The sequence below is a fragment of the Herbaspirillum sp. GCM10030257 genome, from assembly GCF_042666555.1.
Lineage (GTDB): Bacteria > Pseudomonadota > Gammaproteobacteria > Burkholderiales > Burkholderiaceae_D > Noviherbaspirillum.
Genome location: NZ_JBHTDH010000021.1, coordinates 26,456 through 38,551, shown reverse-complemented (window position 1 = coordinate 38,551; position 12,096 = coordinate 26,456). Strand labels below are relative to the sequence as shown.

At 53.4% G+C, this 12,096-nt stretch carries 9 protein-coding genes; all 9 read left to right on the top strand.

The genetic code is table 11. The features are described from left to right. The first annotated feature begins 23 nt into the window (after window positions 1-23). The 9 genes from ACFQUU_RS22795 to ACFQUU_RS22755 all read left to right on the top strand — a co-directional run bounded on the left by ACFQUU_RS22795 (window position 24) and on the right by ACFQUU_RS22755 (window position 11,977). Entirely contained in the window at window positions 24-575 is a 552-nt protein-coding gene (locus ACFQUU_RS22795) for a hypothetical protein (RefSeq protein WP_382250412.1), read from the top strand. 60 nt (window positions 576-635) lie between these two features. Further along, window positions 636-1,574, top strand: coding sequence for a LysR family transcriptional regulator (locus tag ACFQUU_RS22790; RefSeq protein WP_382250411.1), 939 nt, complete (start codon window positions 636-638; stop codon window positions 1,572-1,574). A 45-nt stretch (window positions 1,575-1,619) separates the two neighbouring features. Next, entirely contained in the window at window positions 1,620-2,417 is a 798-nt protein-coding gene (locus ACFQUU_RS22785; RefSeq protein ID WP_382250410.1) for an NAD(P)H-dependent oxidoreductase, read from the top strand. Window positions 2,418-2,440: 23 nt separating this feature from the next. After that, on the top strand, window positions 2,441-2,899 hold the full coding sequence (locus ACFQUU_RS22780) for a VOC family protein (RefSeq protein ID WP_382250409.1): 459 nt from the start codon (window positions 2,441-2,443) through the stop codon (window positions 2,897-2,899). A 276-nt stretch (window positions 2,900-3,175) separates the two neighbouring features. Then, the gene (locus tag ACFQUU_RS22775) at window positions 3,176-6,625 is read left to right on the top strand and encodes a pyruvate carboxylase (RefSeq protein WP_382250408.1); all 3,450 of its coding nucleotides are present in this window, start codon (window positions 3,176-3,178) and stop codon (window positions 6,623-6,625) included. A 20-nt stretch (window positions 6,626-6,645) separates the two neighbouring features. Next, entirely contained in the window at window positions 6,646-8,286 is a 1,641-nt protein-coding gene (locus ACFQUU_RS22770; protein WP_382250407.1) for an electron transfer flavoprotein-ubiquinone oxidoreductase, read from the top strand. A 128-nt stretch (window positions 8,287-8,414) separates the two neighbouring features. Next, window positions 8,415-9,716 carry an aminotransferase class I/II-fold pyridoxal phosphate-dependent enzyme gene (locus ACFQUU_RS22765; RefSeq protein ID WP_382250406.1) on the top strand — a complete coding sequence of 434 codons (1,302 nt, stop codon included), beginning with the start codon at window positions 8,415-8,417 and terminating at the stop codon, window positions 9,714-9,716. 36 nt (window positions 9,717-9,752) lie between these two features. Beyond that, complete coding sequence (locus tag ACFQUU_RS22760) at window positions 9,753-11,117, top strand: MmgE/PrpD family protein (protein WP_382250405.1); 1,365 nt, start codon at window positions 9,753-9,755, stop codon at window positions 11,115-11,117. Between the two features lie 14 nt (window positions 11,118-11,131). Beyond that, window positions 11,132-11,977: an HpcH/HpaI aldolase/citrate lyase family protein gene (locus ACFQUU_RS22755; RefSeq protein ID WP_382250404.1), complete on the top strand. Its 846-nt coding sequence runs from the start codon at window positions 11,132-11,134 to the stop codon at window positions 11,975-11,977. Window positions 11,978-12,096: the final 119 nt, after the last annotated feature.

Below are 12,096 nucleotides of genomic sequence, written 5' to 3'. Positions count from 1 at the left end.
GGCTGGCCAGGTAGGAGACAGTCGTGGAAACTGAAAAATTTATTGTCGGCGACAAGCTACTGCACTTGCAGCTTTGTTACGTGACGGCGGTTTTGTCGCTATTTGCCCGCGTGGCACCTCGGTCCATGGATGTAGAACAGATCAGTCGCCGTATCCAATGTCCACCTGGCCTGACATTGGCTTTGCTTAGACGCCTTGCAACTGCGGGGCTTATCGTAAGTGACCAAGAGGCGGGCAATAAATGGCATTTACCATGCCAACGGCGGGAAATCAGCTTAAGTAATATTTATGACTTTGTCTTGGCGGAACGCGAGGAGTTGTTTGTCGAAGGAGATATTGCATATAGCGAGATTCGCCTCGACGAAAGTGTGGAGATCATGTGGATGCAGGCAGCGCTGGAAATTAATAGATGCATCGCTAGTCAGTTGCAAGACTATCCAATCTTTAAGCTTCAACATGTTCCTGCAAAGGCAATTTTCCCTAACCACCGTTATCAAGGGTTCCGTATCAGGAAGCTAGGTCTAGGCAATTTCGACCTGCGCATGATTAATGAAACTGATTTCAATGAATTTTAAATTAGGCAGGTCATAGACACCACTGCCCCGTTACCGTGCTGGATGCTTGAGGAACCCGAAATGCGGCTACATTTTGATCTTATCGATATGCGTCTCTTTGTGAATATTGCAGAGACGAATAGCCTCACGCGCGGAGCCGAGCGCTCGCACATGTCGTTGCCATCCGCCAGCACCCGTATCAAAAACTTCGAGGACCATCTCGGTACCAAACTACTGCACCGCGCGAACCAGGGCGTCACATTGACGCCTCCTGGGCAAGCGTTTCTTCATCACTCTCGATTGATCCTGCAGCAGATCGAACATTTACGCCGTGATCTTCAGGAATACGTCGAGGGACTTCGAGGCCATGTCCGCATATGGGCAAACACGACTGCGATGTCGGAGCATCTTCCGCAGGTATTGTCTGCGTTTCTGGCAAAAAATCCGGACGTAAGCATTGACTTGCGTGAGCGACTAAGCCATGACATTGTCCTCGCAGTAAGCGAAGGCAAAGCGGACATTGGAATAGTCGCAGGGAATGTCAGAACGGAAGGCTTAGAGGTCATCCCTTACCATAAAGATCATCTGGTCCTAGCTGTACCTGCGGGACATCCTCTGGCCGACCGCACCAATGTCTTCATGGAGGACACAATTGAGTTCGATCATGTAGGTCTGTCTGAGGCAAGTGCAATCCATACCTTTCTTAACCAAGCAGTCAGCGCAGTGCATCGGACACTGAAGATCCGGATTCAGGTAGGCAGCTTCGAGGCTATCTGCCGCATGGCTGAAGCTGGCGTTGGTATCGGGGTTTTGCCTGGATCAGTGGCAAAACGGTGCTCGAAGACTTCGAACTTTGTCACTGTACCTCTGGCAGATCCATGGGCCGAGCGACAACTCCAGATCTGTGTCCGTAGCTTCAGCTTACTTCCGGCGTTTGGCCGGGATTTGATTCAAATGCTGGTGACAGACACCGGCAGCAAATTGCAGGCGGCGGTGGATTTTCCGGCAGCATACAGGTAACCAACATCGCACACTAAACCGTATTTCTTTAAAAGAGTTAAAACCATGAATGTCTTGATCGTCTTTGCACATCCCGAATCGTCGTCCTTCAGTGCGGTACTGAAGGATGTTGCTGTGAATACCCTGACCAAGCAGGGCCATGCCGTAGTTGTCAGCGATTTGTATAAGATGGGCTGGTCTCCGGCACTAGGTCCGGAGGACTTTTCAGACAGAGCCGACCCTGATTATCTGGACCTTTCCCGAGAGCAGGAACATGCCTTTGCCAACGGTACGCACACTGCAGATGTAAGAGCGGAACAGGAAAAAGTCCGCAACGCGGACCTCATTCTGTTTCACTTCCCTGTATGGTGGTTCTCGATGCCGGCCATCTTAAAAGGCTGGGTGGACCGTGTGTTTAGTCGCGGGTTTGCATACTCGACTGGTCACAAATATGAGTCCGGACATTTCAAAGGCAAACGCGCCATGATCTGCCTGACAACGGGTACGGCATCGACGCTCTACGAGCCAAACGGTATTGACGGAGATTTGCACCATATACTGTGGCCGATCCATAATGGAATTTTGGGCTACACCGGATTTACCGTCTTGCCGCCATTCGCCGCCTGGATGCCCGCACGCGTGACTGAGGACGAGCGAGCCAAGTACTTGTCCGATTACGCGGCTCGACTTGAGCATCTCGATCGAAGTGAGCCTTTGTTCTTCCATCCGTGGAGCGACTACGATGAAACTCAGCGACTCAAGCCAGGCGTAATTGCGCGCTCCGGTGTGCAATGGAACCCACGGTCAGGTCAGTCATTCGAACAATCAGCTGTGCACTACGCCAACAGTTCAACAAAACAGTAACTTCAGAGAATAGGAGCATGAGGATGGATGCCAAGCATATTTTTAACGAACTTCATCACATTTGCATCGTCGTAAGGAACATTGACGATGCGATTGAATACTATACCTCTATTGGTATTGGACCGTGGAATCAATTCCCGTCGCTTGAAGTTTTCAAGGACAACCTCGACGTGCCAGACCCAGTGTCGTTCTTCAAAATGAAGTACCGGTATGCCAACCTAGGCAACGTTCAGTTGCAGCTTTGCGAGCCGCCGGAAGGTAACACGCCGCAGCGGCGGTTCCTGGACACGAAAGGTGAAGGTGTCTTTCACCTCGGCTTTACCGTCCCGGATTGTGACAAAGGTGAGGAGCAAGCCAAAGGACTTGGCCTTTCCCCTACGATGCGCGGACGAATGGCCAAAGGTTCGGGATTTACCTATTTCGATACTGCCGACAAGGGTGCGGGAGTCACGCTCGAAATCCGCGCCAGCATCCAGACCTAAATAATTTTCGTACACGTCATTCCCTCACCTTCCTCCTTAACCCCCATGCATCTGTACGACGCATGGGGCGTGTCGTCAACGGTCTATAGGGGTTTAAGCTGAACGCTCGCTTTGCAAACCATAAAGCCAGAGTTCAAGACAATCAAATTGTCAGCGCCTGATCGAATCCCTCACACTTATCACCATTGATTGAAGTACGCGACCGGCCAACATGAAGCCGATGACTGCGCGTGCACAGCTCCAATACGCTAATAATGGTGAAAGGCAAAATACAAAGTGAAAAAGATCAAGAAAATCCTGGTGGCCAATCGGGGCGAGATCGCTATCCGCATCATGCGCGCGGCAGCAGAATTGCACATCAAGACAGTCGCTATCTATTCACACGAAGACCGATTTTCGCTGCATCGGTTCAAGGCGGACGAAAGCTATCAGGTTGGCGAAGGAAAAAGGCCGCTGGAGGCCTATCTTGATATTGCCGACGTGTTGCGTATCGCCAAACAAACTGGTGCAGACGCCATCCATCCCGGGTATGGATTCTTGTCCGAGAATCCGGACTTTGCACAGGCATGCGCGGACGCCGACATCATCTTCATTGGCCCGAAACCAGATGTCATGCGCACGTTGGGCAACAAGATCGCGGCACGACGCCTAGCGATTTCGGCCTCCGTCCCCGTCATGCCTGCGAGTGATGCACTGCCTCAAGACGACGAAAAGGTTAAACGTATTGCGCTCGAAATCGGCTATCCGTTGATGCTCAAAGCTAGTTGGGGCGGCGGTGGTCGAGGCATGCGGATCATCGAAAGAGAAAGTGATCTTCTTGGCAATCTTGGCGTCGCGCGCCGTGAGGCACTTTCCGCTTTCGGCAATGACGAAATGTATTTTGAAAAGCTGGTTCGCCGTGCCAGGCATGTGGAAGTCCAGATCCTCGGCGATACGCATGGCACACTGGTTCATCTGTTTGAGCGCGATTGCTCGTTACAACGACGAAATCAGAAGGTCGTTGAACAGGCGCCTGCGCCATACCTCAACGAGCAACAGAGACAAGAATTGTGCTCGGCGGCACTGAGAATCGGACGCGCCGCAGGCTATTCCCATGCAGGGACGGTTGAATTCTTAATGGACGCTGACACGGATGCTATTTACTTCATCGAAGTGAACCCGCGCATTCAGGTCGAGCATACCGTGACCGAGCAAGTCACCGGGATCGATATCGTCAAAGCGCAGATCCGGATTAGCGAAGGCGCGCGCCTTGGAGAGGAAGCATCCTTTGTCCCTCATCAGGATGAAATCCGCCTCAATGGCTTTGCGCTCCAATGCCGTGTCACGACTGAGGATCCAGCGAATGGCTTTATGCCGGATTATGGCAGACTGACGGCGTTCCGATCCGCGGACGGATTTGGCATTCGGCTTGACGGTGGTACGGCCTATGCCGATGCTGTGGTTACACCGTATTATGACTCACTTCTGGTGAAGGTAACAGCGTGGGGCAAGTCCAGGGACGAAGCGATCGCGCGCATGACGCGTGCGCTGCGCGAATTTCGTATCCGGGGCGTGGCGTCTAATTTGCAATTTTTGGAAAATGTCATTTCCACGTCTTCCTTTAAGTCGGGTACCTGCACGACCAGGTTCATTGACACGACACCAGGTCTGACACAGATTGCGCCTCGACGCGACCGCGCTACGAAGCTGCTGAAATTCGTTGGCGATGTGCATATTAATGGCAACTCTGAGATGAAGGGGCGTAGTAGGCCGCCACTTCCAATTTCCAAGCCTGTCAAGCCGACTATTGCGCTTGACCGCGACATAAAACCTGGAAGCCGGGACTTGCTTAGAGCTTTAGGACCCGAGGCCTTCAGCGAATGGATTCAGACCCATCCGCACACGTTGTTGACGGACACCACGATGAGGGATGCGCATCAGTCGCTGTTTGCCACACGGATGCGGACCTATGACATGGAGGAGATCGCCGCACACTATGCACGTCTTGTACCGGAGCTGTTTTCAATCGAATGCTGGGGTGGAGCAACTTTCGACGTAGCAATGCGTTTCTTGAAGGAAGACCCATGGGAACGGCTTGCGCGACTTCGCGCGGCGATTCCGAACATCTTGTTTCAGATGCTGCTGCGTGGATCAAATGCCGTCGGTTACACCAACTACGCCGACAATGTCGTCCGCTTCTTTGTTGAGCAGTCGGCAAAGGCCGGTATCGATCTTTTCCGGGTCTTCGATTCCCTCAACGCGGTCGATAACATGCGTGTGGCGATTGATGCAGTCCGTGAATCGGGAGCGCTCTGCGAGGGAGCGATCTGCTACACGGCGGATATCTTTAACAGCAAACGCTCCAAGTACAATCTTCAATACTATGTATCCCTCGCCAAGCAATTAGAGCGCGCAGGTGTACATTTGCTAGCCATCAAGGATATGGCTGGCGTCTGCCGGCCGGAGGCAGCCCGCCAGTTGGTGAAGGCGCTCAAGGAAGAGGTCGGGCTGCCAATCCACTTCCACACGCATGACACCAGTGGCATCTCTGCGGCGAGCGCACTGGCCGCCGTGGAAGCCGGCGCAGACATTATTGATGGTGCGCTTGATTCGATGAGTGGACTGACGTCGCAACCAAGCCTTGGCGCCATGGCCGCAGCACTGGAATCGACGCCCCGCCGGTCAATGGTCGACAACGATGCACTGCGTGGACTATCCAGTTATTGGGAGGGTGTACGTCGATACTACAGTCCATTCGAAAGTGATATTCGCGCTGGCACATCAGACGTGTACCGCCATGAAATGCCAGGCGGTCAATATACTAATCTGCGAGAGCAAGCCCGCGCAATGGGCCTAGAGCAGCGTTGGTCTGAAATCGCGCAAGCCTATGCCGATGTGAACCAGCTCTTTGGCGACATTGTTAAGGTGACACCCACCTCCAAAGTCGTTGGCGACATGGCTATTTTTATGGTCGCCGGTGGCATCACTGCGCAAGACGTTCTGAATCCTGAGAAAGATATCGCTTTTCCAGAATCGGTGGTTTCCCTTTTCAAGGGTGAGCTGGGATTTCCGCCAGACGGTTTTCCTGTGGAACTGCAGAAGAAAGTGCTCAAGGGAGATAAGCCGCTCGTTGCACGCCCTGGAAGTCTTTTGCCATCGGTAGATTTTGACTTGGAACGCCGAGAACTTGAAGTGCGCCTACACAGGAGTGTATCCGACCGTGAGCTAGCGTCGTACCTAATGTATCCGAAGATTTTCTTAGATTATGCCGGCCATCGAGCCCAGTACGGCGACGTCAGTGTCTTGCCGACCGATGTTTTCTTTTACGGCCTCGAGGGGAACGAAGAGATTCAGGTGTCGATCGAGCCCGGAAAGAAGTTGATTTTGAAGATGCATGGACATACCGCTGCGACAGACGAGGCGGGAGTGGAAAAATTCTTTTTTGAGCTCAATGGCCAGCCCCGTCTGGTACGGGTACCGTTGGCGTTGGCAGGGGCAGCCAAGGCATCACGTACCAAAGCAGAAGCGTCGAATCCCTGCCACGTTGCTGCGCCAATGCCTGGGGCCGTTGTGTCTGTGTCCGTCAGCGAAGGTCTGCGTGTGAAGAAAGGCCAGCCGCTGCTATCCATTGAGGCAATGAAGATGGAGTCGCTTGTATCAGCCGAGCGTGATGGAGTGATTCGTCGAGTTCATGTCAAGCGTGGCGATACGGTGACCGCCAAAGATCTACTGCTGGAACTGGAATAAACAACAAAAAAGGAAGATGAATGCAGCGTGAAGTGATGGATTTCGATGTATTGATCGTCGGTGCCGGCCCAGCGGGTCTGGCAGCGGGAATAAAGCTCAAGCAACTCGCCCGCGAAGCTGGTTCCGATGTGAGTGTATGTATCATTGACAAAGGTGCAGAGGTTGGTGCCCATATCGTATCGGGAGCAGTGGTGGACCCGAGGGCACTTGATGAACTACTGCCGGATTGGCGAGAGAAATCTTCTCCTCTTGAAACGAGGGTTCAGCAAGATCAGTTTTTCTTTTTGTCAGAGAAGGGGAGCTTTCGCGTACCTCACGTCGCACTGCCAAACTGCTTTAAAAATGATGGCAACTACATTGGAAGTCTAGGTCTGCTTTGCCGTTGGCTAGGACAGCAGGCAGAAGAGCTTGGAATTGATGTCTTTGCGGGCTTTGCCGCACACGCGCCGATTTATGGCGATGACGGTCAAGTGTGTGGTGTGACCACCGCTGATCTTGGTGTGGGTAGTGATGGAAGCCCCACGGCGCAGTTTCAAGCCGGAGTTGAGCTGCGCGCGCGCTACACGTTGTTTGCGGAAGGTTGCCGCGGACATATTGGTCAAGCTTTGGAAAAGCGGTATCGCTTGCGGAACAGTGACTCACCCCAAGTGTATGGAATCGGCTTCAAGGAACTGTGGGAAATACAACCCGAGAAACACCGTTCTGGGACTGTCGTCCATACTGCAGGCTGGCCCTTGAACAAAACTACTTACGGCGGATCATACCTCTACCATTTTGGGACGAATCTTGTGTCCGTCGGATTTGTGGTGGGTCTCAACTATTCCAATCCGTATCTGTCGCCGTACGAGGAATTCCAGCGCTATAAGACTCATCCGTCGATCCGAACTGTTCTCGAAGGGGGCAAGCGGCTGTCGTATGGCGCAAGAGCGATTACTGCTGGAGGTTTGCAAGGACTGCCGAAGTTCGTTTTTCCAGGTGGGTGCCTCATCGGCGACAACGCTGGTTTTCTCAACGCATCCCGAATCAAGGGAACTCATGCAGCGATGAAGTCCGGTATGCTCGCGGCGGAATCCATCTATGCCGCTGTGCAGGCGGGACGTTCAGGCGACGAGTTAGCCGATTATCCGCAACGCTTCCGAGAGAGTTGGCTCTACCAAGAACTGTACAAGGCCAGAAATTTCAAGCCCTTGATGTCGAAGGGCTTATATGTGGGATCGTTGCTTTTTGGCATTGACCAGCATGTATTCCGTGGCAAAGCGCCATGGACATTGCGGCTCAAGGCGGACCATGATGCACTCAAGATGGCAAAGGACAGCCAAGAGATTGGCTATCCAAAGCCGGACGGACGGATTACATTTGATCGGTTGTCGTCGGTCTATCTGTCCAATACGAATCACAACGAACACCAACCATCGCACTTGAAGTTGCGTGATCCAGAGTTGGCAATCAAGGTTAATTACGACCTCTATGACAGTCCGGAACAAAGGTACTGTCCGGCGGGCGTCTATGAAGTCGTTTCAACCGCGCAAAACACGCCGCAATTGCAAATCAATTACCAGAATTGCATTCACTGCAAGACATGCGACATCAAGGATCCCCGGCAGAACATCGAGTGGACAGTGCCGCCCGGAGGGCAGGGACCGATTTACAGCAATATGTAACGGTATCCGGCCGGCTTCGACTTCGCCTAAGCCGAGGTTCGAAACTTACAAATTGTCGAAGCTGACGGAAACCGACACACTGATCCTGTCTACCAACCCATTTCCGTATGCAGTAATCGCTGACTTTTATGCTCAATCTTACCCTTATGAACCGGCAGGAACTGACAACACTTCGAGAAGGCCTGTTGCCCATTTACGACGATGTTGTTGCGAAGGGACTTAAGCTCAATATGGCCCGGGGAAAGCCGGCACCCGAGCAACTGACTCTGTCGCAATCCCTGATCACGATGCCGCAGCCAGCCGATCTGGTAGTGGAGGACGGTATCGACGTGCGGAATTATGGCGGCATTCAGGGGCTGCTTGAAGCCCGGAGATTATTTTCCTTTATGGTCGGTGTGCCGGCTGACCAAGTCGTGCTTGGAGATAACTCCAGCCTGGCGATGATGTACGACTGTATCGGTTTCGCGTGGCGTCATGGCTTTTGCGATTCAGATCGTCCATGGGGAAAGGAAAGCTCTGTTTCCTTTCTTTGCGCGGTTCCCGGCTACGACCGACACTACCGGATTTGTGAAGATTACGGCATTAACTTGATTCCAGTGCAGATGAATGACGATGGCCCCGATGTCGAGGCGGTCAAGCGGCTCGTTGCCTCGGACTCCTCCATCCGGGGCATGTGGTGCGTACCTAAGTACAGCAACCCTACTGGCACTGTCTACTCAAACGACGTTATTGAATCCTTGGCATCGATGCCAACTGCAGCCAGTGACTTTAAGCTCTTTTGGGACAATGCCTACTCTGTCCACCACCTCACGGATGAGCGCGTCGAGATTGCCAATATCGTCGAGCTTTGCACACAGCATGGGCATCCACACCGTGCGCTCGTGTATGCATCAACCTCTAAGATTACGCTGGCCGGTGCTGGCGTCGCGATCTTCGGCTCATCGCAAAAGAATGTGCAGTGGTTGCTCAAGCATACGGATGTGCGCACCGTCGGCCCTGACAAAATTAACCAGCTGCGGCATGTTAGGTTTCTGAAAGACCAAGAGGGCATTCACGCATTGATGGAGCAACACCGACAAATCATGGCTCCGAAATTCAACGCTGTGTTATCGCAGCTCGAATGCGATCTGTCCGGACGAGGTATCGCAAAATGGACAATGCCACGTGGCGGTTATTTTATCAGTCTGGAAATCTATCCCGGCTGCGCAAAGCGCGTGGTTGAGTTGGCGGCACATGCGGGCGTTGTCCTTACCACGGCAGGTGCGCCGTATCCTGCTGGTCATGATCCGCAGGACAGCAATATTCGCATCGCGCCCAGCTTGCCAAGCCTGAATGAAATCCGCACGGCGTCCAAGGCAATCGGGTTATGCGTATTGCTTGCAGCCACAGAGAAACTTATCTCCAAACGCCAAACCTCGGCATTTGCCTGATCGGCTCTTCCATTCAAAACAATCTCGATGAAAGCCATGACCAATCCGATAGAATCCCCTAGCCAAGTATTGGCCGCGTTTGCAGCGAACCTGAAATTTGTCGATATCCCTGACCCAGTAGTGCGCCGTGCAGAAGATCTGTTTCTCGACTGGGCAGGATCTGCACTCGCGGGCGCAGTCGGTGAGCCAGTCAAGATGATCAATCGCTTCTGTCAAAGGATGGGGCCGGCAACCGGGCCTTCCCAGATTCTTTTTACCAGGCGCAATTCGACGCCACTCTTTGCGGCGATGATCAACGCGGCGGCCTCACACTTTGCCGAACAGGACGATGTGCACAACGGTTCGGTGTTTCACCCAGCAGCGGTGGTATTTCCGGCAGTATTGGCTGTAGCACAATCGATTTCCTGCTCTGGCCGTGAGCTATTGACTGCTGCAATCGCCGGGTATGAAGTCGGAATTCGCGTAGGTGAGTATCTCGGGCGATCGCATTATCGGATTTTTCATACCACAGGCACCGTAGGCACCATTGCCGCCGCCGCCGCTGTTGGGCGCTTGCTACAGCTTAACGAAGTCCAGATGCTCAACGCATTCGGGTCGGCGGGCACCCAAGCCGCCGGTCTATGGGAATTTCTCCGTGATGCCGCCGATTCGAAGCAGCTGCACACCGCCCATGCGGCCGGCGCTGGCCTGACAGCGGCCTACCTTGCTGCCGAAGGGTTCACCGGAGCGAAGCGCATCCTGGAAGGCAAGCAGGGCATGGCGGCGGGCATGTCAACGGATGCAGATCCAGCGAAGCTCACCGACCAGCTGGGTTCGCGATGGGCCACCGCCGAGACATCGTTCAAATTCCATGCGTCGTGTCGTCACACCCATCCTGCGGCCGACGCCTTGCTTCAGGTAATCCAAAAGCACAAGCTCAAACCGGAGGATATTGCCCGGGTTATCACCCATGTGCATCAAGGTGCCATCGATGTGCTCGGTCCCGTCGTTAACCCAAAGACTATTCATCAAGGCAAATTTTCGATGGGAACCGTTCTTGGTCTCATCGCCTACTTCCGCACTGCGGGCATGAAAGAATTCGCCGACAACTTTAATTCGGACTCGGTAGCAAAGTTTCGTTCGCTAGTGACAATGGAACTTGACGAGGAAGTAGATCGTGCGTATCCCGCGCAGTGGATCGGCAAAGTGACTGTCGAAACCGTCGATGGGCGGGTATTCCGAGGACGGGTGGATGAGCCGAAGGGTGATCCAGGTAATACATTGTCACGTCCCGAGTTGGAGCAAAAGGCGCTGCGCCTCGCGGAATTTAGCGGCGCTGCGTCCGAGAGCGAAATGTTCGCGCTATTTGAAAAAATCTGGAATATTTCCCGCGCCGAGCGTGTGCAAAGTTTACTTCATTAGCCAGGAGTCAAATCATGATAAAGAATATTCCCCGCTCATATCTCTTTGTGCCCGCAAACCGGCCGGAACGATTTGATAAGGCAGTCAGCTCTGGTGCGCACGCGATCATCGTCGATCTCGAGGACGCGGTCCCGCTATCAGAGAAAACAACTGCACGTGCTGCGGTGGCACGATGGCTCAGAGCGGATCGGCAGGTCCTCATCCGGATCAACGGCGCCGACACGCAGTCGTTTCGAGACGACTTAGAGTTGTGCCGCCTCCCCGGTGTTGCTGGTGTTATTCTGCCAAAGGCCGAGAGAATCGACGACATTTTTCTTGTCGAATGCGCCGCAGCGACCAAGACAATCCTTCCTTTGATCGAAACGGCACAGGGGATTGCCAATGCCCGTGTGCTGGCCCAGGCGCGTTGTGTACAACGACTAATGTTTGGATCGATCGACTTCCGGCTTGATTTGGGAATCGATGGCGATGGTGAAGAGTTGTTGCATTTCAGGTCGCAACTCGTATTGGCGTCGCGGATTGCCAATATTCTGCCGCCCGTTGATGGGGTTACCACCGCCATTAATGATCAAGTCCAGATCGAGGCCGACACCATGCGGGCGAGACGCTTAGGATTTGGCGGGAAATTTTGCATTCATCCCAGTCAAGTCGCCACGGTAAACCGCGGGTTCAGTCCGACTACCGATGATATTGAATGGGCAAAGCGCGTCATCAAACTTTCCGGTGCAACGGATGGCGCCGCATTGGCGATGGACGGAGAAATGGTAGACCGGCCTGTGATTCTAAAAGCACAACAGATTCTCGAGGAATCCACGCGTTCGACCATCGAATCCATTGCCGAAGCAGGTAACCAGCACTGATGGCAATTCGGCGCAGCGCTCTGCGTTGCGCAGTTCTCTAGACCTATCCTTGCAAGCCGAGTGGGTCGCGCAGCGCCACTAAGGCTAAGCCAAAGTTGTGCTTCATAACTTACGAATTG

Bases quoted from the DNA above. Each gene is read 5' to 3' on its own strand.
- ACFQUU_RS22790 (WP_382250411.1), top strand. From the start codon at position 636: ATGCGGCTACATTTTGATCTTATCGATATGCGTCTCTTTGTGAATATT.
- ACFQUU_RS22755 (WP_382250404.1), top strand. From the start codon at position 11,132: ATGATAAAGAATATTCCCCGCTCATATCTCTTTGTGCCCGCAAACCGG.
- ACFQUU_RS22785 (WP_382250410.1), top strand. From the start codon at position 1,620: ATGAATGTCTTGATCGTCTTTGCACATCCCGAATCGTCGTCCTTCAGT.
- ACFQUU_RS22760 (WP_382250405.1), top strand. From the start codon at position 9,753: ATGACCAATCCGATAGAATCCCCTAGCCAAGTATTGGCCGCGTTTGCA.
- ACFQUU_RS22765 (WP_382250406.1), top strand. From the start codon at position 8,415: ATGCTCAATCTTACCCTTATGAACCGGCAGGAACTGACAACACTTCGA.
- ACFQUU_RS22770 (WP_382250407.1), top strand. From the start codon at position 6,646: ATGCAGCGTGAAGTGATGGATTTCGATGTATTGATCGTCGGTGCCGGC.
- ACFQUU_RS22780 (WP_382250409.1), top strand. From the start codon at position 2,441: ATGGATGCCAAGCATATTTTTAACGAACTTCATCACATTTGCATCGTC.